The sequence below is a fragment of the Flexivirga sp. YIM B11880 genome, assembly GCF_058148645.1.
Map to the genome: position 1 here is coordinate 254,398 of NZ_JBMAMH010000001.1, position 18,529 is coordinate 272,926.

Consider the following 18,529-nt stretch of genomic DNA (forward strand, 5'->3'; position numbering starts at 1 on the left):
CAAGCCACTCTGGCATAACACGCCATGTGATTTCCAATAAGGTTAGGTAATGAGACGCGGTGCATTGGCCGCTCAGGCCAGGTCGAGGTCCTCCAGGCCGTATGCCGTGAGGTAGGGCACGCCCGCTTCTTCGATGCGTTCCCGAGCGCCGGTGGAGCGGTCGGCGATGACCGCGACCGCCACGACCTCGGCCCCCGTCTCGCGCACCGCCGCGACCGCTTCGAGCGCGGATGCCCCGGTCGTCGAGGTGTCCTCGACGACGAGGACGCGGCGACCCGTGATGGACGGCCCCTCGATGCGCTGTTGCAGCCCGTGCGCCTTGCCGGCCTTGCGGACGACGAAGGCGTCGAGCGACCGCCCCTCGGCTGCTGCCGCGTGCAGCATCGCCGTCGCGACCGGGTCGGCGCCCATGGTGAGGCCACCGACGGCGTCATACGACAGGTCGGCGGTGAGGTCGAGCATCACCCGGCCGACCAGCGGTGCCGCGGTGCCGCTCAATGTGATGCGGCGCAGGTCGACGTAGTAGTCGGCCTCCTTGCCCGAGGACAGCGTGACCTTGCCGCGGACGATCGCCTTGGCCTTGATCTGCTCCAACAACTCCTGCGCGGCCAAGGCCTGCTCCTTCGGTTTCACTGCGGACGGTGTTTCCGGGCGAGCTTGCCGGCCCGGACGATCGGACGGGGCAGGACGCGCAATGCGGCTGCTGCCACTTTGTACTGCGGACCAGGGATGGAGATGACCTTGCCCTTGTCGACATCGTCCAGGCAGGTCTTCACCAGCGAATCGGCTTCCAACCACATGAAATCGGGGATGCCGTGTCCCTTGATGCCTGCGCGTTCGTGGAACTCGGTGCGCGTGAACCCGGGGCACAGTGCCGTCACGGTCACCCCGGTGCCACTCAACTCGCTCGCCAGCCCTTCGGAGAAGACCGTGACCCAGGACTTGGCAGCCGAGTAGGTGCCGGACGCGAGAAAGCCGGCGACCGACGAGACGTTGACGATGGCACCGCGTCCGCGGTGCCGCATCGACAGCGCGGCCGCGTGCGACAGCACCATGACCGCGCGGACGAGCACGGCCAGCATCTCCTCCTCGTCGCGAATCTCGTTGCGCAGGAACGGCTTCTTCAGGCCGAAGCCAGCATTGTTGACGAGCAGCTCGACCGGCCGGGCCGGGTCCGCGATGCGATCGGCGACGAGTTGCACGTCCAAGCGGTCGGAGAGATCGGCCGGGAGCACTTCCACCGACACCGAGTAGCGCTGCTCGAGGTCGGCCTTGAGCTCCTCGAGGCGGCTCTGGGTGCGCGCCACCACCACGAGATCGTGGCCCCGCTGCGCAAGTTGGCTGGCGAACGTCCTGCCGATGCCGGCGCTCGCGCCGGTGACGAGTGCTGTGGCCATGGCAGGTCAGTCTAGGCGGGATCCCTCGTCGAAGGCGTCCCGGTGGGCGACGACGGCGGCGATGTGCTGCTCGGCCCACCGGCGCAGCACGTCGAGCGGCTCCTGCAACGACCGGCCGAGATCGGTCAGCGAGTATTCGACCCGCGGCGGAATATCCGGATAGGCAGTGCGTATGACGAGCCCGTCCCGGGCGAGCGCACGCAGCGTGGCGGTCAGCACCTTCCCGGAGATGCCGCCGACCCGGTCGCGCAGCGCCGAGAAGCGCATCGGCCCGTCCGCGAGCGCGCCGATGACCAGGACCGTCCACTTGTCACCGACCCGGTCGAGGAGGACCCGGGTCGGGCACTGCGGGTCGTAGCCGTCGCCGACCCAGTGCGAGACAGCTGCCGTCATACCGATCACATTCCCTGTTGGTTACGTTGAGGTACCAAGGTACCAGTGGTTACTGTCGCAGCATCAGTCCTTCTCATCGCCAAGGAGCAGACATGAAGATTGCGGTTATCGGTGCCAGCGGCATGGTGGGCTCGCGCCTCGTCGCCGAACTCGTCCGGCGCGGGCACGACATCACCGCCGTGACCCGGTCAGGCACGCAGGTACCCGGCACCAGGAGCGTCCAGGGCGATCTGGGCGACGCCGGCTTCGTCCGATCGCTGGCCGCCGACCACGACGTGATCGTGTCCGCGACCGGCCCGAGCCGCACCGGGGACGACCACCAGATCTGGCTCGACGCCCTGCAGACCGCCGAAGCCAACGCGGGCGACGCCCGCCTCTTCGTCGTCGGCGGTGCCGGTTCGCTGCTCGTCGACGGTGGGCGACTCGTCGACCAACCCGGCTTCCCGGACGCGTACAAAGCCGAGGCGCTCACGGCGGCGCAGTCGCTGGAGACGATCCGGCGGGCGCCCGAGTCGCTGGACTGGGTCTACCTGTCCCCCGCCCCGGAGATCGCCCCCGGTGAGCGCACCGGCAGCTATCGCACCGGGGACGACCAGCCCGCCGGCGACTTCATCTCGGCGGAGGACTTCGCGGTGGCGATCGCCGACGAGATCGAGCAGCCGAAGCATCGGCGGGCGCGGTTCACCGTCGCCAGCTGAGTCCTTCTGCTCGACTCCTCGCAGGTCGGCCCGGTCGCCCGACTCGCAAGCTCGCTCGGCACCCGGCCCGCCCTGGTCGTCGTCTCGCGTCGGCCGGCCTCCAGGGGTGCCGTAGGTTTACCGCGTGCGCATCGCGACCTGGAACGTCAACTCCATCCGCTCCCGCATCGACCGCGTCGTCGGGCTCCTCGAACGTCATGAGCTCGACGTCCTGCTGCTGCAGGAGACCAAGTGCCGCGATGATCAGTTCCCCGAAATGCCGCTTGCGGCAGCGGGTTACGAGGTTGCCATGCACGGGCTCAACCAGTGGAACGGTGTCGCGATCGTGTCCCGAGCGGGCCTGGAGGACGTGACGGTCGGCTTCCCCGGCATGCCCTCGTATGGCGAGCCGCCAGTCGCGGAGGCCCGTGCACTCGGCGCGACCTGCGGTGGCGTCCGCGTCTGGTCGCTCTACATCCCGAACGGCCGGGCGGTCGGCCACGCGCACTACGACTACAAGCTCGACTGGCTCGCCCGGCTGCGGGACACCGCGGCCGGGTGGCTCGCGACCGACCCCGAGGCGCAGGTGCTGCTGGCCGGCGACTGGAACATCGCTCCGTTCGACGAGGACGTCTGGGACCTCGGGTTTTTCGCCGGCCGGACACACGTCAGCGATCCCGAGCGCGCTGCCTTCCGGGCGGTTGTCGAGGCCGGGTATGCCGACGTGGTCCGTCCGTTCACCCCAGGCCCGGGGACGTACACCTACTGGGATTACACGCAGTTGCGCTTCCCGAAACGGCAAGGAATGCGGATCGACTTCGCGCTCGGCTCGCCCGCTCTGGCGGCGCGAGTGACCGAGGCCTCGATCGACCGCGAGGAACGCAAGGGCAAGGGCGCGTCCGACCACGCGCCGGTCATCGTGACGCTCGCCGATTGACGCCGACCGGCACAGTTGCCGCCGAGGGGCACAGCAACAGCTGTGCCCCTCGGCGTTTCATGTGCCAGTCGGCGTTCACGCCCGAAGTAGCCTGAGGCGTATGAGAACCACCCCACGAAGTTCTCCGCTCGCGAGCTCGCTGCGACTCTTCGCGTGGGCCGCGGAATGAACAGCGCTCGTGTCGATCACGACCTGGTCATCGTCGGCTCCGGCTTCTCCGGCATCGGGATGGCGATAGCGGCCACGAACCGAGGCCGCGACTTCGTCATACTCGAGAAGGCCGACGAGATCGGCGGCACCTGGCGCGACAACCGCTACCCCGGGTGCGAGTGCGATGTGCCGAGTCACCTCTATTCCTTCTCGTTCGAGCTCAATCCCTACTGGTCGAAGGCCTATGCGACGGCCGACGAGATCCAGGACTATCTCCTGTTCTGCGTGGAGAAGTACGGACTGCGCGAGCACGTGCGCTTCGGCAGCACCGTCGCCCGGATGACGTATGACGAGGGCCTTGCTGCCTGGCACCTGACCGTCACGGACCGCAGCGGGGACAGCCATCAGCTGGTCGCCGGCGCAGTCGCCCTCGGCGTGGGCGCATTGCACGAACCGCTGATCCCCGAATTCCCGGGCATCGAGCAGTTCCGCGGGGAACTCACCCACACGGCAACCTGGGATCCCGGCACCACCATGGTCGGCAAACGGGTCGGCATCGTCGGGACCGGTTGCAGCGCGGTGCAGATCATTCCGCACCTGGCCGAGGACGCGAAACATTTGACCGTCTTCCAGCGCACGCCGGCCTGGGTGCTGCCGAAGGTCGACCCGGCATACCCGGACTGGCTGATCGACCAGTACGAGAAGCGGCCCTGGCTGATGAAGGCCCACCGCGCCAAACTGCGGGCGGCCGGCGATGTGCGCGTCGGCGGCTTCACCCGCGCACCGGCCGCTCTCCGGGCAGCGTCGAAAGCCGCTCTCGCCAATATGCATTCGGCCGTGAAGGACCCGGAGTTGCGGGCCAAGCTCACACCGGACTACGTCATGGGCTGCAAGCGGGCAACGATGTCCAACACCTACTATCCGGCGCTGGCACGCGACAACGTGACGGTGGAGACCTCGCCGATCGAGGACGTCGGAACGAGCAGTGTGACGACCGCCGACGGGACGAGCCACGAGCTCGACGTGCTGGTGTTCGCCACCGGATTCGACGTCACCGGCTCCTACCGGCACCTGCACATCACCGGTCTCGACGGCCGGATGCTCGACACCGACTGGGCGGCCGATGCCGAGACCTACTACGGGGTGACCGCCCCCGGGTATCCCAACCTCTTCTTCTTGTTGGGACCCAACACCCTGCTCGGGCACACCTCGGTGTTGCTCATGGTGGAGGCACAGATCGGCCTGATCACCAAGCTCCTCGACGAGCGGGACAACCGCGGCGCCACGGCAGTCAGTGTCCGACCGGAGGTGGTCCCGGCGCATATGCAGCAGTTGGACGAGCGCAGCGCCCGGTCCGTCTGGGAGGAGGGTGGCTGCGTCAGTTGGTATCTGGATGACCAGGGGCGCAACCGCATCCTGTGGCCAGGCAGCGTCGGCGACTACGAGCGCAAGCTGGCCAAGCCCGAGCTGATCGACTACGAATTCACCGGCTCCGCAATCTGATCCGCCTCCGACACGCCGTGCGCGTGACGCCCCAGCAGCAGGGCCACTGCCGCGGCCAGCAGCGCGACCGCCGCGGCCCCGAGAAAGACCGTCTGCACCTGCAGCACGCCCGCCTCGGTCACCTGCGCGCTGGTGGGGTGGGACAGCGACTGGACGCGGCCGTAGAAGCGGTGCAGTCCGATCGCGGTCAACAGCGCGAGCCCCACGACCATGCCGATCATCCGCGCCACGACCAGCAGCGATGAGGCCACCCCGTGCGCCTCGTGCGGGGCGTCGTGGAGCGCCGCGTCGTTGACCGGCGCGATGGCCAGCCCGACCCCGAGACCCGCGAGCACCAGCATCGCCGTCGGCAGCAGCCAGGAGTGCAGCGCACGAGCGTCCCAGGTCGACATCTGCAGCAGTGCGAGGCCGGTCACCAGCAACCCAGGTGCCGCGATCCAGGCCGCCCCGAGCCGACGCAGCAGCCAGCCACCGACGAGGGCACCGACCGGCACGGCCACGAGGAAACGCAGCAAAACCAGCGCTGCCGTGGTCTGTGAGCTCGTCACGGTCAGTCGGGCCAGCACCGGTATGTCGACCACGATCGCCACGATCGCCGTGCCGACGCAGATCGAGACCACGAGCGCCGGCCGGACCCGGCCAACCACGACTCCCTTGGCGATCAACGGGTTCGGGGTGGCGCGCTGGCGCCATACACACGCAGCGGCCGCGAGCACGGCCACCGGCAACAGCCACCAGCCGAGCGGGCCGACGACCTGTTTCTCGGGGTTGGAGGCGGCAAAGGTGAGCACCAACGCACCCAGCGCGACCGCGATCAACAGCGCGCCCAGCACGTCGACGCGACGGGCGATCGGCCACCAGTAGCGCACCGAGAGCGCCAACAGCGCGGCGAGCGCGGTCAGGCCGCACACCCCGATCGGGGTGAGCAGTCGCGCCGTGTGGTTGCCGTAGGGCACGAACGGGCCGCCCCAGCGGATGGAGGTGGTGAGCGACTCCGGCGCCCACAGTGCCAGGCCGAGGACGACGACGGTCGCGGCTGCGACGAGCCCGGTCAGGCCGTGCCACCACCACGGCAACTGCCCACCGATGCGTGTACCCGGGCCCCGACGACCCGTGACGACCACTCCGGCCGCGAGCAAGATGCCCAGCAAACCGTTCAGCCAGAAGATCATTCGCCAGTCGGACACCGCCAGGACGAGCGCTCCGAGCAGCGGGCCCACGACGCTGCCGATCTCCTGAACGGCTCCGACCACGCCGAAGGGTGTGCCCCGCTTGCCCGGCGGCCAGATGTCGGTCACCAACGCCAGAGTGCCCGGCACCAGTCCGCCACCGCCGACCCCCTGCAGGAACCGTCCGGTCACCATGACCGGCAACTCTGCGGAGATCGCGGTCACCGCCGAGCCGATGACGAAGAGCACGAGGCAGGCGGTGAGGATCCGCTGGCGGTCCATCAGGTCCGCCAGCCGGCCGATCAACGGCAGCACCGCGATGTAGCCCAGCAGGAAGCCGGAGATGATCGGCGTGGCCTTCTGCAGCGCGTCGACGCCGAGGCCGACGCCGTTCATCATGTCCTGCAGCGCCAGCACCACGACGTAGGTGTCGGCCGCGGCGAGGGCCACCGCGACGGAGGCGGTCGCGAGGAGTGCCTTGTCGCGTCCGGAGGCCGGGAGGTCGGGCGCGAGCTGCGCCTCAGGGCTTGGAGACCGCAACCTTCTCGCCGTACTCGGTGAACTCGACGGTGTATGACGTGTCATTGGCGCCCTTGTAGAACTCCCCTGTGAGTTTCGCCGAGCGCAGCTCACCCTTGTCCGTGATGAGGTAGACCGCGTCGTATGTCGTGCCCGTCTGGCCGAAACTGAGCGTCTTCTTGATGACCCCACCGGGCAGTGTGCCGGTCACGGTCTGCACGACGTCCTTGCCGTCCCGCTTCTTGGCGCCGAACTTGGGCGACTGCGTCGCCACGAGCAGCGACGAGAAGCCGCCGTCCTTGGCGAAGATCTGTGCCGGGTCCGGGGCACCGAACTGCCGGGGGTCGATCTCGGTCATCTTCGGGTTGAGCGGTGTCTTGGCCCAGACCAACCCGTCCACTGCGACGACCGGGACGCTGATGGTGCCGGCGACCGCGATCCGCACCCCGATGGTGCCCTTGAACGCCGGCGCGTGGGAGCCGTCGCCCTCACCATTGATCAGGCCGTTCTCCTTGCTCGGCACCTTGTCGGAGGTGAGCTTCAGGTGCACGCCGGACGTGTCATCCAGGGTCTTCTTCGCCGCTGCGAGGGTCGACGCGGGAGTCGCCGCGGCCGTGCTGCTGCCCGAGGTGCCCGACACGGTGGCCTTCTTGTTCCCTGTGCTGCACCCGCTGAGCGCGATCGCCGCCGCGAGAGCGAGAGAGCTGGTGACGGTCAGAGTGCGTCGCATGCAGAGCAACCTATCTTTCCCGGGAGAGGAGGTGGGACTGTCCCTGGGTGGACGCGCCGAGCGGCCCGCCGGTTCCCGAAGCCCGGCAGCTTGCCGGGGCACGGGCTGCTTGCCGTGGCACGGGCAGCTTGCCGTGGCACGGGCAGTCGTGGCGCTCGGCAAGAATGGCGGCATGCCTCCACCCACCGCGCGCGACGCGCTCCCCGGCGACGTTCTCGAGCAGTTCCGGGCGGAGGCCGACCGGCTGCTGGACTTCGCACTCCGGTCGCGAGTGGAGCACGGCTTCGGCTGGCTGGACGACGCGGGCGCACTGCTCGACAAACCGCTGGAGCTCTGGATCACCTGCCGGATGACGCACTCGGCCGCGCTGGGCCTGCTCACCGGCCGGCCGGAGTTCGCGATGCTGGTGGACCATGGCGTGCAGGCTCTGCGCACGTCGTTCCGCGACGCGGAGCACGGCGGTTGGTTCGCGCGCATCGACAGGGCCACCGGCGCTCCGGTCGACGCCACGAAGGAGGCCTATGCGCACGCGTTCGTGCTGCTGGCGGCCAGCAGCGCCGTGGTCGCCGGCCGTCCCGGTGCGCGGCAACTGCTGGACGAGGCGCGGCGGGTGCACGAGGAACATTTCTGGATCCCGGCGAAAACCCGTGTCTGGGAAGCCTTCTCAGCCGACTGGAGCACACCGGAGCCCTATCTCGGGGTGAACGCGGCGATGCACACGGTCGAGGCGTTCCTCGCGGTGCACGACGTCACGGGTGAGGCGGTGCAGCTGGACCGGGCGGAGGCGATGACGCGGCAGGTGATCGACTGGGCCGCCGCTCGCGATTGGCGTATCCCCGAACACTTCGACGCCGATGGGACCGTGCTGCCGGACTACAACCGGGACCGCCCGGCCGACCCTTTCCGGCCGTATGGCGCCACGGTCGGCCACGGGCTGGAATGGGCACGCCTGGCCCTCTCGGTCGCCGCGGCCCGACGGTCACTCGACTCGTCATACGACGACGGCGACCTGATCCGGGCAGCGACGGCGCTCGCCGACCGGGCGGTCGCCGACGGTTGGGCGGCGGACGGGGCGGACGGCTTCGTCTACACCACGGACTGGGACGGCCGGCCCGTCGTGCGCGCGCGGATGCACTGGGTGGTCTGCGAGGCGATCGCCGCGGCATACGCGCTCGGCCTGACCACCGGCGAAATGCGTTGGTATGACGACCTTCTCACCTGGTGGCGCTACGCCCAGACGCACCTCGTCGATGCCGACCACGGCTCCTGGCACCACGAACTGTCCGCGACCAACGAGGTCGCGTCCGAGACGTGGGAGGGCAAGCCGGACGTCTACCACGCGCTGCAGATGTGCCTGCTGGTCGGCGACGCCCTGCCGCTCGCGCCCTCCTTCGCGACGGCCCTCGCCCGTCGCCACCAGCCCTGACCCTTTGCCGAGAGGCTCAGAAACGCACCGAGAGGCTCAGCAATCCCGGCTGAATTCGCCTTCATTGCTGAGCCTCTCGGCATTATGTGAGCCTCTCGGCGAGGACGGCGGAGGCTCGGTCAGGCGACGGCGGAGGCCGCGGTCGCTGGTTCCAGCACCAGGCCGTCGCCGTCGGCGGCCGTGTCGATCGTCACCGTCTGGCCGTCGCGCACCTCACCGGCAAGCAGAGCCTTGGCGAGCCGATCACCGATCTGCTTCTGCACCAGGCGCCGCAGCGGTCGCGCACCGTATGCCGGGTCGTAACCCTCATCGGCCAGCCACTGCTTGGCCGCGTCGGTGACGTCCACGGTGATCCGCCGCTCGGCGAGCCGCATGGCGATCGCATCGACCTGCAGGTCGACGATCCGGGTCAGCTCGTCCTTGGTCAGCGCCTCGAAGATGATGACCTCGTCGAGCCGGTTGAGGAACTCGGGCTTGAACGACTGCCGCACCGTCTGCATGACCGACTCCTGCTTCTGCTTCAGGTCCAGCGTCGGGTCGACGAGGAACTGCGAGCCCAGGTTGGAGGTCATGATCAGGATGACGTTGCGGAAGTCGACCGTGCGCCCCTGGCCGTCGGTCAACCGCCCGTCGTCGAGCACCTGCAGCAGGATGTCGAACGTCTCCGGGTGCGCCTTCTCGACCTCGTCGAGCAGCACCACCGAGTAGGGACGGCGCCGGACCGCCTCGGTCAGCTGACCGCCCTCCTCGTACCCGATGTAGCCGGGAGGCGAGCCGATCAGCCGTGCGACCGCGTGCCGCTCCGAGTATTCGGACATGTCGATCCGCACGACGGCCCGTGGGTCGTCGAAGAGGAAGTCGGCCAGCGACTTGGCGAGCTCGGTCTTGCCGACACCGGTCGGCCCGAGGAAGAGGAAGGAACCGGACGGCCGGTCCGGGTCGGAGACGCCGGCCCGACTGCGTCGCACGGCGTCGGAAACCGCTCGCACGGCATCCTTCTGGCCGATCACGTGTTCACCGATCCAGTCCTCCATGCGCAGCAGCTTCTCGGTCTCGCCCTCGAGCAACCGACCCGCTGGTATGCCGGTCCACGACGAGATCACGTCCGCGATGTCGTCGGGTCCGACCTCCTCCTTGACCATCGGCGCCTCCCCGCCCGCGGTGGAGCTGGTCGACTCGGCGGCCTGCGCCTCCGCCAACTGCTTCTCCAGGGACGGCAGGTCGCCGAACCGGATCTTCGACGCACCGCCGAGGTCGCCCTCACGCTCCAGCTTGTCGGCTTGGGTGCGCAGTTCGTCGATCTGGCTCTTCAGGTCACCGACCCTGTTGAGGCCCGCCTTCTCCTGCTCCCAGCGCGCCGTCAGCGCGTTGAGCTCGTCCTGCTTGTCGGCCATGTCGGACCGAAGTTTCGCGAGCCGCTCCTTGGAGGCGTCGTCGGTTTCGTTCTCCAGGTGCAGCTCCTCCATCTTCAGCCGGTCGACCGCGCGGCGCAGCTCGTCGATCTCGACCGGGGAGGAGTCGATCTCCATCCGCAGCCGGGAGGCGGCTTCGTCGATCAGGTCGATCGCCTTGTCGGGCAGCTGCCGGGCGGTGATGTAACGGTCGGACAGGGAGGCGGCCGCGACGAGTGCGGCGTCGGAGATGGCCACCTTGTGGTGGGCTTCGTAGCGCTCCTTGAGGCCGCGCAGGATCGCGATGGTGTCCTCGACGGACGGCTCCCCGACATACACCTGCTGGAAGCGGCGCTCCAGCGCCGGGTCCTTCTCGATGTGCTCACGGTATTCGTCGAGCGTCGTGGCGCCGACCAGCCGCAACTCGCCACGGGCCAGCATCGGCTTGAGCATGTTGCCGGCATCCATCGAGGAGTCCCCACCGGCGCCCGCGCCCACGACCGTGTGCAGCTCGTCGATGAAGGTGATGACCTCGCCGTCGGAGCCCTTGATCTCCTCCAGCACGGCCTTCAGCCGCTCCTCGAACTCACCACGGTATTTTGCGCCGGCGACCATGGCAGCCAGGTCGAGCGAGATCAATCGCTTGTCCCGCAACGACTCCGGCACGTCGCCGGCGACGATGCGTTGCGCAAGGCCCTCCACGACGGCGGTCTTGCCGACGCCGGGCTCACCGATCAGCACCGGGTTGTTCTTGGTGCGCCGCGACAGCACCTGGACCACGCGGCGGATCTCGGAGTCGCGGCCGATGACCGGGTCGAGCTTGCCCTCGCGGGCCGCCGCGGTGAGGTCGGTGCCGTACTTCTCGAGCGCGTCGAAGCTGCCCTCCGGCTCGGGGCCGGTCACCTTGCGACCGCCCCGCGTCTGCGGGATCGCGGCCACCAGAGCCTCTGCGTTCAGGCCGAATTGGCCGGTCTGCGCCAGCGCCACCAGGAGGTGATCAGTGGAGACGAAGGTGTCGCCCATCGACTCCATGACCTGTCGCGCCTGCTCCAGCACGTTGGCGAACGTGCGCGACATGGTCGGCTGCGCGACGGACGCGCCCTGCGCGGCCGGCAGCGCTCGAACAGCCTGCTCAGCGGTGGCGCGCACCGCCTGGGTCGTGGTGCCGACGGCCTCCAGCAGTGGCCCGGTGGTCGTGTCGGTCTGCTCGCTCAGCGCGAGCAGTAGATGGGCGGGCTCCACTTGCGGGTTGCCCGATCGGGTCGCCAGTTGGACGGCATTCGAAACGGCTTCTTGCGCCTTGGTCGTCAGCTGCAGATCCACGTCAGTCGGTCTCCTTCGTCAGGGTGGTCAGTCAGGTCGTATGCCGGACGCGGTCCGCCGTCGCGACTCTCCGTCAACCCTGGCGCGTCGACTTCGAGCGGGCAAGAGGCGACCGGTCCGGCACAGCTCTCACTGAGTACAACCAGGGCAAACTTGAGTCTATTCCGCTCAACTTTGTCCTGGCCATCCCATGACGACGCCCCTCGACTCGGCGTGGGTCAAGGGGCGCCTGTGGAAGGTGTCGGCGGCCGGCGGGTCAGCGGCGACGGAGCCACGGGGCCTGCTTCTCGAGGAGCAGCTCCTGCGCGTCCTGCTGCTCGCGGAAGAAGGCCCGGACCTTGCCGGAGAAGCCGAGCGGTGCCCGGCCCCGGCCGCCGCGGTGGGTGTTGTCGAGTGCGTGCGTTGTGTTCATGCATCCATTGTGCGATCTCGAACTATGCAGCACAAGCGATGCTTTCTTCACAAGTCGTAAGCTTCACTGTATGGTTGGCGAGTGCTCGACATCCACCGCCTCCGCGTCTTCCGGTCCGTCGTCGCGAGTGGCTCGGTGCAGGCCGCCGCAGCCAATCTTGGCTACACGCCGTCCGCCGTCAGCCAGCACATCAATCAGCTGCAGCGTGAGACCGGCTTGACGCTCTTCGAGCGGGCCGGCCGTGGCATTGCGCCGACCCCCGTCGGCCGGTTGCTGGCGGACCAGAGCGACGACGCGATGGGCGCCATCGCCCGGCTCGACAACGTGGTGACCGATCTGCGCAACGGCCGCACCGGCAGCCTCTCCATCGCGTGCTTCTCTTCTGCCGGGGAGGAGTGGGTGCCGCAATTGGTCGCCAAGCTGCAACGGGAGTTCGCCGATGTGCTGATCACGGTCGACCTCAACGAACTCACCGAAGCGAGCCGCGCCGAGTGCGACCTGGACATCCGTACCGAGGACCTCACCGAGCGGCCGCCGGTCCTCAAGGGCTACCGGCGGCACGAATTGATGACCGAGCCGTATGTCGCCGTGCTCCCAGCGGATCACCCGCTCGCCGGCCGGGCGCAGCTGTCGATGAGCGACCTGGCCGATCAGCCGTGGGTCGACGACAGCAACGAGGACCAGACCTGCGGCCGGATCCTGCGGCGCGCGCTCGACAAGGCCGGCATCACGCCGCGGGTGGTCGCTCAGTGTCAGGACCACCACACCAGTTTCGCGCTCGTCGCGGCCGGCATCGGTCTCACCTTGACACCACGGCTCACCCTCGGGGCACTTCCGCGGCGCGCGTGCGCCATACCGCTGACCGATCCGGAGGTCCGTCGGGGCATCGCGGTGCACGTGCGTGACGCGGCCGCCGGGAGCCCGGTCAGCCGGCGTGCACTGGAACTGCTGCACGAAATTGCCACGGACGGCTGAACGGGCGCTAGCTGCGGACGTCGATCGTCCACTCGGTCATCGTCTCGACCACCTCGAAGCCGAGGTCGACGTTGATGGAGGCCATGTGCTGGTTGTTCTCCTCATTGAAGGTGCGCACGAAACCGCGACCAGGGAAATCTCCTTGCAAGCGCTGCAGGTTCGCGACTTTCACCGCCATCCCCAGGCGATGGCCACGGTGCTCCCGATGGACGTACGTGCCGAGCTGGGCGACCGACGGCGACGCGTCGACCTCGAGATCTGAATGAGCGACGACCGTTCCCGTTGCTTCGTGAATGGCAAGGGCGGTGAGTAGATTTTGACCTTGCTCGACGTGGCGGGCATACATGTGCACGAGCCGCTCCGGGGTGACCTTCTCGGGCTCGAAATCGACATCGCCAGAAGGCGCGTCGACCGCGAGCAGACTCATCAAATCGGCCAGTCCAGGCAGCAACTCGTCCGGGACGCCGTCCGCGAAGGTCTCGATGCGGTAACCGGCGTGATGTGCGGCCGCCATGTCAGCGAGCGTCGCAAGCCGATCGCCCGGCACCGGCAGGCGAAGGTGTCGTGCGACTTCATCCCAGGCAGGGGTGAACCGCATCAAGCGCGCGAAGCGCGCATAACCGTGTTCCTCACGACACCAGGCGGGGGCGAGGGTCTCGATGAAGAGTGTTGTTCTGCCGAGCTTCCGGGCCCGCTCGACCGCGTGCTGCACCAGCTCGGTGCCGAACCCACGCCGCCGGTGCTCGGGCGAGACATCGACAGCGGCGTAGACCTTCTCCCGATTGTCCTCGGCCGGCACGAACAGCAGGCTGGTTGCGGTCAGGCGGCCCTCCGCATCGAAACATCCATAGAGCTCTCGCGGCTCCTCCGGCTCAGGATTGCGCATCCCGACCACCCAGGAGACGTATGTCGACGGCGAAAACCATGGACGGTCAACGCTTTTGGCCGCAACCCCCACGTCATACACCTGACGCATCACATCGTCGTCAGCCGGATCGATCTGTCGGATCACGCCGTCAACGCTAGGCAGCAGCCGCCAGGGGTGCGACCCGATTTTCGGCCGACGCCGCCGGTCACTCCTCGCTGGACCAGTCCTCGTCCAGCCAGCCACCGTGTTCTTCGGCCAGGTCGGTGAAGCGATCGGCGAGGGTCCGGGCGTTCTCCACACCGTCGGATTCGAGCACCACATGGACCACCCAGTCGACGTCCTCTGCGTCGTCCTCTCCGGCAAGTGCCTCCGAAACGACGCGGACGGAAGCAAATTCGCCGTCGTCCAGAAGCTGGTCCGCCACGTCCTCCGCAGCCTCCCGGTCGGCGAACACCATGAGGTATTCGATCACGGGCACCAACCTAGCGAGGCGTTGCTCAACGCTTGCGCCATACGACGAGGGCACGTTCGTTCCGAACCGGCTGTACCCGCTCCCCCGGGCGGAGCGCGGTGATCTGCCCGTCGGGTCCTGCGGCGAAGACTCGGCGCACGGCCTTGTCGCGCTCCTGCTGCAGCTCGTCGGAGAGCTCACGAACCCGGGAGCGCAGCGCATCGACCTGATCCTCGAGCTCGAGGATGCGCCGGACGCCGGCGAGTGACACACCCTCCTCCTGGGAGAGGCGCTGCACCTCGGCGAGAACCTTCAGGTCACGCACCGAGTAGCGTCGGCCGCCGCCCCGCGTGCGGGACGGCGTGACGAGGCCCAATCGGTCGTACTGGCGCAAGGTCTGCGCGTGGATGCCGGCAAGCTGCGCCGCGGCCGAGATGGCATAGATCGGCGCGTCCTCCGGCGGTGGCGTGTCACCTCGCCACGACGAGCGGACCATCAGAGCGCGGCCTGCGCGGTCAGCTGGGCGCGCGGGTCGACGCCGCTGTTCCGGTCCTGCGCGGCGAGTGTCTCGACGGCCTTCTTGGCGTCGTCGTCGAGCCTCTGCGGCACGATGACCTGGACGGTGACGATGAGGTCACCCGTGCCGTTCTTGCCCTTGATGCCCTCGCCCTTGACGCGCAACTTCCGTCCGGACGGCGTGCCCGGCTTGATCTTGACCTTCACGGATCTACCACTCAACGTCGGCACGGAAACCGTTGCGCCCAAGGCAGCTTCGGCGAACGTGATGGGCAGGTCGATGGTCAGGTTGTTGCCGTCGCGGTGGAAGACGGGGTGCGGCTGAACCGTGACGTGCAGCAGCAGGTCGCCCGGCTGCCCGCCGTTCGGGCTCGGCTGACCCTTGCCGCGCAACCGGATCGTCTGACCGTCCCTCACCCCGGCCGGGATGCGGGTCTTGATCGTCTGGCCGTCCGCGGCCTGCAGCGACACCGTCTCACCGGTCACGGCGTCGCGAAAGCTCAGCGTGGTCCGCGCCTCGAGATCGGCACCCTTGCGTGGACCGGCCTGATAACCGCCGTATGGCGAGCCGTAGCCGCCGGCACCGCCGAAGTGACCGAGGATGTCGTCGAGGTTGATCTGCTCGCCGCCGCCACCGGTGGAGAAGCGGACGTTCTGACCGCCGCCACCGCCGAACATCGAGCCGAAGAGGTCCTCGAAGCCGCCGGCACCGCGTCCCGGTCCACCCGCGGTGAAGCGGGCGCCACCGCCGACCATCTGCCGAAGCTGGTCGTACTCCTGGCGTTTCGCCGGGTCCGACAGCACCGAGTTGGCTTCGCCGATGTCCTTGAATTTCTGCTCCGCCGCCGTGTCCCCGGGGTTCTGGTCCGGGTGCCATTTGCGGGCGAGCCTGCGATAGGCCTTCTTGATGTCGTCCTCGCTCGCGTCCTGGGGGACGCCGAGGATCTTGTAGAAGTCCTTCTCGAGCCAGTCCTGACTAGCCATTCATCACTCCTTGAAGTTGCAGGTCGTTGATCGAGTGGGGTGTCCGTTGCCGGCGTCCCCACTCGATCAACGACGCGGCCTGCATCAGGACGGGTCCGCGACCGCGACGCGTGCGGGACGGACCATGCGGTCACCGAGCCGGTAACCCGGCTGCATGACCTGCACGATGGTGGTGCCCTCCGCGCCCTCCGGCACCTCGGCCTCGATGTGCATCAAGGCCTCGTGGTGCATCGGGTCGAAAGGCTCACCGACTGCGCCGAACTCGGTCAACCCCAGCTTGCTGAGCGTGGCTTGCAGCTTGTCGGCGATCTTCTCGAAGGGTGTCCCCTCCAAGTCGCCGTGCTCACGCGCCAGGTAGATGTCGTCCAGCACCGGCAGGAGCGACTCCAGCACGCGCGCCGTGTTGGCGTCTCGCTGGGCTTCCCGGTCGCGCTCGATGCGCTTCTTGTAATTGACGTATTCGGCCTGCACCCGCTGCAGATCCGCCAGCCGCTCGGCGGCGAGAACCGTGTCCGGGTGCTCATCCGTGTCGGTCGGAGCACCGGCATCCGGGCGCGCCGCAGTGTCCGGCGACTGCTCGGAACCAGCTCGCACGTCACCGTTTTCGTCGATCCGGCGCTTGTCGCGGATGATCGGGCCGGACTGCTCCTCGTCCTCCGGCCGCCGGCCGGGCTCCGGCGAACCGGAGCCCGACTGCTGGCCCTTGGTGGGCTCTGTCACTTTCCTTCACCCTCGTCGTCGACGACCTCGGCGTCCACCACGTCATCGTCGTTGCTCGACGAGGCGGACGACGCGTCCCCGGTGCTCTCGGTCCCGGCGCCCGCACCGGCGGCGTCGCCACCGGACTGCTGCTGGGCGGCATACAGCGCAGCACCCATCTTCTGGGAGGCGTCGTTGACCTTGCTGGTCTTGGCGGAGATGTCCTCGGCAGAGGTGTTTTCGTCCTTCAGCGCGTCCTTGAGCTCGCTGACGGCCGTCTCGACCTCGGCCTTGGAGTCGGCCGGCACCTTGTCACCGTTGTCGGCGAGGAACTTCTCGGTGGAGTAGACCAGCTGCTCCGCGGTGTTGCGGGCCTCGGTCTCCTCACGCCGCTTCTTGTCCTCGGCCGCGTGCTCCTCGGCGTCGCGCACCATCCGGTCGATGTCTTCCTTCGGCAGCGCGGAGCCACCGGAGATCGTCATCGACTGCTCCTTGTTGGTGCCGCGGTCCTTGGCGGAGACGTGGACGATGCCGTTGGCGTCGATGTCGAAGGTGACCTCGATCTGCGGCACGCCACGAGGCGCGGGCGCGATGCCGGACAGCTCGAAGTTGCCCAGCGGCTTGTTGTCCTTGGCCAGCTCGCGCTCACCCTGGAAGACCTGGATCTCCACCGACGGCTGGTTGTCCTCGGCGGTCGAGAACACCTCCGACCGCTTCGTCGGGATCGCGGTGTTGCGCTCGATCAGCTTGGTGAACAGTCCACCCTTGGTCTCGATGCCGAGCGACAGCGGCGTGACGTCGATGAGGAGCACGTCCTTGCGCTCACCCTTCAGCACGCCGGCCTGCAGCGCAGCACCGACCGCGACGACCTCGTCCGGGTTGACGCCCTTGTTGGGCTCCTTGCCGGTGAGGTCCTTCACGACCTGGGTCACTGCCGGCATACGGGTCGAACCACCAACCAGCACAACGTGATCGATGTCGTTGACGGTGACGCCGGCATCCTTCATGACCTGCTCGAACGGACCCTTGGTCCGGGCGAGGAGGTCCTTGGTGATGTCCTCGAACATCGCGCGGGTGATCGTCTCGTCCAAGTGGATCGGGCCGTTCTCGCCCATCGAGAGGTACTGCAGGCTGACGTTGGTCGACGTCGCGCCGGACAACTCCTTCTTGGCCTGCTCGGAGGCGTCCTGGAGACGCTGCATGGCGATCTTGTCCTTGGACAGGTCGACGCCGGTCTGGTTCTTCACCTGCTGGACCAGGTGGTTGACGATCCGCTGATCCCAGTCGTCACCGCCGAGCTTGTTGTCACCACTGGTGGCCTTGACCTGGATGGTCGAGAAACCGTCCTCCGGGTCCTTGCCGACTTCGAGCAGCGACACGTCGAAGGTGCCACCACCGAGGTCGAAGACGAGGATCAGCTCGTCCTCCTTGCCCTTGTCGAGGCCGTAGGCGAGCGCCGCAGCGGTCGGCTCGTTGATGATGCGCAGCACGTTCAGGCCGGCGATCTCGCCGGCTTCCTTGGTCGCCTGGCGCTCGGCGTCGTCGAAGTATGCCGGCACGGTGATCACCGCATCAGTCACGTCCTCGCCGAGGTAGGACTCGGCGTCGCGCTTCAGCTTCTGCAGGATGCGGGCCGAGATCTCTTGGGGGGTATAAGTCTTGCCGTCGACGTCCTTCTTCCAGTCGGTGCCCATGTGGCGCTTGACCGAGCGGACGGTGCGGTCGACGTTGGTGACGGCCTGCCGCTTGGCGATGTCACCGGCGAGCACGTCGCCGTTCTTGGCGAACGCCACGACGGACGGCGTGGTGCGGCCGCCCTCGGCGTTGGCGATGATTTCGGGGTCGTTGCCCTCCAGGACCGCGACCGCGGAGTTGGTGGTGCCGAGGTCGATACCTACCGCACGTCCCATGTTCTGTTCTCCCTTGGTTGATTCGTTGGTATGTCGTGTCTCGTCGCCGGCTGCGGGCCAGCCCGTCGTCATACGGCGAAGTTGACTGCATCCGACTCA

The 18,529-nt window shown here is 68.1% G+C and carries 18 protein-coding genes; 5 read left to right on the forward strand and 13 right to left on the reverse strand.

Features of this window, described 5'->3' with window-relative positions; all coding sequences use genetic code 11:
* Positions 1-72: 72 nt before the first annotated feature.
* Genes pyrE through ACN8HC_RS01220 form a run of 3 tightly spaced genes read right to left on the reverse strand, consistent with a single transcriptional unit; the run spans position 73 to position 1,790 of the window.
* Positions 73-633 (reverse strand): orotate phosphoribosyltransferase, encoded by a 561-nt coding sequence (pyrE, locus tag ACN8HC_RS01210; protein WP_490073040.1) that lies wholly within the window; start codon positions 631-633, stop codon positions 73-75.
* Positions 630-1,397 (reverse strand): SDR family NAD(P)-dependent oxidoreductase, encoded by a 768-nt coding sequence (locus ACN8HC_RS01215; RefSeq protein WP_490073041.1) that lies wholly within the window; start codon positions 1,395-1,397, stop codon positions 630-632. Before ACN8HC_RS01215 ends, pyrE begins: the two co-directional genes overlap by 4 nt.
* 6 nt (positions 1,398-1,403) lie before the next feature.
* Positions 1,404-1,790 carry a winged helix-turn-helix transcriptional regulator gene (locus tag ACN8HC_RS01220; protein ID WP_490073042.1) on the reverse strand — a complete coding sequence of 129 codons (387 nt, stop codon included), beginning with the start codon at positions 1,788-1,790 and terminating at the stop codon, positions 1,404-1,406.
* Between the two features lie 92 nt (positions 1,791-1,882).
* Between ACN8HC_RS01220 and ACN8HC_RS01225 the strand changes: the two genes are divergently transcribed.
* The 3 genes from ACN8HC_RS01225 (at position 1,883) to ACN8HC_RS01235 (ending at position 5,057) form a co-directional block, all read left to right on the forward strand.
* Positions 1,883-2,488, forward strand: a complete 606-nt coding sequence (locus ACN8HC_RS01225; RefSeq protein WP_490073043.1) for an NAD(P)-dependent oxidoreductase — start codon at positions 1,883-1,885, stop codon at positions 2,486-2,488.
* 124 nt (positions 2,489-2,612) lie between these two features.
* The gene (locus tag ACN8HC_RS01230; protein ID WP_490073044.1) at positions 2,613-3,404 is read left to right on the forward strand and encodes an exodeoxyribonuclease III; all 792 of its coding nucleotides are present in this window, start codon (positions 2,613-2,615) and stop codon (positions 3,402-3,404) included.
* Between the two features lie 165 nt (positions 3,405-3,569).
* Positions 3,570-5,057, forward strand: coding sequence for a flavin-containing monooxygenase (locus ACN8HC_RS01235; protein ID WP_490073045.1), 1,488 nt, complete (start codon positions 3,570-3,572; stop codon positions 5,055-5,057).
* Here the strand turns inward: ACN8HC_RS01235 and ACN8HC_RS01240 are convergent.
* A complete protein-coding gene (locus ACN8HC_RS01240; RefSeq protein WP_490073046.1) occupies positions 5,030-6,766 on the reverse strand; it encodes an MFS transporter in 1,737 nt (578 codons plus the stop codon). The two genes, ACN8HC_RS01235 and ACN8HC_RS01240, sit on opposite strands and share 28 nt — an antisense overlap.
* On the reverse strand, positions 6,747-7,475 hold the full coding sequence (locus ACN8HC_RS01245) for an LppX_LprAFG lipoprotein (protein ID WP_490073047.1): 729 nt from the start codon (positions 7,473-7,475) through the stop codon (positions 6,747-6,749). The genes ACN8HC_RS01240 and ACN8HC_RS01245 overlap by 20 nt, the downstream gene beginning before the upstream one ends.
* 172 nt (positions 7,476-7,647) lie before the next feature.
* On the opposite strand from ACN8HC_RS01245, the gene ACN8HC_RS01250 reads away from it, so the two are divergent.
* Complete coding sequence (locus ACN8HC_RS01250; RefSeq protein ID WP_490073048.1) at positions 7,648-8,901, forward strand: AGE family epimerase/isomerase; 1,254 nt, start codon at positions 7,648-7,650, stop codon at positions 8,899-8,901.
* A 119-nt stretch (positions 8,902-9,020) separates the two neighbouring features.
* Here the strand turns inward: ACN8HC_RS01250 and clpB are convergent, their stop codons facing one another.
* Positions 9,021-11,615 carry an ATP-dependent chaperone ClpB gene (gene clpB, locus ACN8HC_RS01255; protein ID WP_490073049.1) on the reverse strand — a complete coding sequence of 865 codons (2,595 nt, stop codon included), beginning with the start codon at positions 11,613-11,615 and terminating at the stop codon, positions 9,021-9,023.
* 256 nt (positions 11,616-11,871) lie between these two features.
* On the reverse strand, positions 11,872-12,027 hold the full coding sequence (locus tag ACN8HC_RS01260) for a hypothetical protein (protein WP_490073050.1): 156 nt from the start codon (positions 12,025-12,027) through the stop codon (positions 11,872-11,874).
* Positions 12,028-12,108: 81 nt separating this feature from the next.
* Between ACN8HC_RS01260 and ACN8HC_RS01265 the strand changes: the two genes are divergently transcribed.
* Positions 12,109-13,002, forward strand: a complete 894-nt coding sequence (locus tag ACN8HC_RS01265) for a LysR family transcriptional regulator (protein ID WP_490073051.1) — start codon at positions 12,109-12,111, stop codon at positions 13,000-13,002.
* Between the two features lie 7 nt (positions 13,003-13,009).
* Here ACN8HC_RS01265 and ACN8HC_RS01270 read toward each other — a convergent pair whose 3' ends face one another.
* The 6 genes from ACN8HC_RS01270 to dnaK form a co-directional block, all read right to left on the reverse strand.
* Complete coding sequence (locus ACN8HC_RS01270) at positions 13,010-14,014, reverse strand: GNAT family N-acetyltransferase (RefSeq protein WP_490073052.1); 1,005 nt, start codon at positions 14,012-14,014, stop codon at positions 13,010-13,012.
* Positions 14,015-14,075: 61 nt separating this feature from the next.
* Entirely contained in the window at positions 14,076-14,342 is a 267-nt protein-coding gene (locus tag ACN8HC_RS01275; protein WP_490073053.1) for a hypothetical protein, read from the reverse strand.
* Positions 14,343-14,367: 25 nt separating this feature from the next.
* Complete coding sequence (locus tag ACN8HC_RS01280; RefSeq protein ID WP_490073054.1) at positions 14,368-14,817, reverse strand: heat shock protein transcriptional repressor HspR; 450 nt, start codon at positions 14,815-14,817, stop codon at positions 14,368-14,370.
* Positions 14,817-15,821 carry a DnaJ C-terminal domain-containing protein gene (locus tag ACN8HC_RS01285; protein ID WP_490073055.1) on the reverse strand — a complete coding sequence of 335 codons (1,005 nt, stop codon included), beginning with the start codon at positions 15,819-15,821 and terminating at the stop codon, positions 14,817-14,819. The genes ACN8HC_RS01280 and ACN8HC_RS01285 overlap by 1 nt, the downstream gene beginning before the upstream one ends.
* Before the next feature lie 84 nt (positions 15,822-15,905).
* Positions 15,906-16,541, reverse strand: coding sequence for a nucleotide exchange factor GrpE (locus ACN8HC_RS01290; RefSeq protein WP_490073056.1), 636 nt, complete (start codon positions 16,539-16,541; stop codon positions 15,906-15,908).
* Positions 16,538-18,430 (reverse strand): molecular chaperone DnaK, encoded by a 1,893-nt coding sequence (gene dnaK / locus ACN8HC_RS01295; RefSeq protein ID WP_490073057.1) that lies wholly within the window; start codon positions 18,428-18,430, stop codon positions 16,538-16,540. The genes ACN8HC_RS01290 and dnaK overlap by 4 nt, the downstream gene beginning before the upstream one ends.
* Between the last annotated feature and the right edge of the window lie 99 nt (positions 18,431-18,529).

Excerpts from the sequence above, each read along its gene's own strand:
- ACN8HC_RS01215 (WP_490073041.1), bottom strand. The coding sequence starts at position 1,397 with ATGGCCACAGCACTCGTCACCGGCGCGAGCGCCGGCATCGGCAGGACG.
- ACN8HC_RS01220 (WP_490073042.1), bottom strand. The coding sequence starts at position 1,790 with ATGACGGCAGCTGTCTCGCACTGGGTCGGCGACGGCTACGACCCGCAG.
- ACN8HC_RS01225 (WP_490073043.1), top strand. The coding sequence starts at position 1,883 with ATGAAGATTGCGGTTATCGGTGCCAGCGGCATGGTGGGCTCGCGCCTC.
- ACN8HC_RS01235 (WP_490073045.1), top strand. The coding sequence starts at position 3,570 with ATGAACAGCGCTCGTGTCGATCACGACCTGGTCATCGTCGGCTCCGGC.
- ACN8HC_RS01245 (WP_490073047.1), bottom strand. The coding sequence starts at position 7,475 with ATGCGACGCACTCTGACCGTCACCAGCTCTCTCGCTCTCGCGGCGGCG.
- ACN8HC_RS01250 (WP_490073048.1), top strand. The coding sequence starts at position 7,648 with ATGCCTCCACCCACCGCGCGCGACGCGCTCCCCGGCGACGTTCTCGAG.
- ACN8HC_RS01260 (WP_490073050.1), bottom strand. The coding sequence starts at position 12,027 with ATGAACACAACGCACGCACTCGACAACACCCACCGCGGCGGCCGGGGC.
- ACN8HC_RS01280 (WP_490073054.1), bottom strand. The coding sequence starts at position 14,817 with ATGGTCCGCTCGTCGTGGCGAGGTGACACGCCACCGCCGGAGGACGCG.
- ACN8HC_RS01285 (WP_490073055.1), bottom strand. The coding sequence starts at position 15,821 with ATGGCTAGTCAGGACTGGCTCGAGAAGGACTTCTACAAGATCCTCGGC.
- dnaK (WP_490073057.1), bottom strand. The coding sequence starts at position 18,430 with ATGGGACGTGCGGTAGGTATCGACCTCGGCACCACCAACTCCGCGGTC.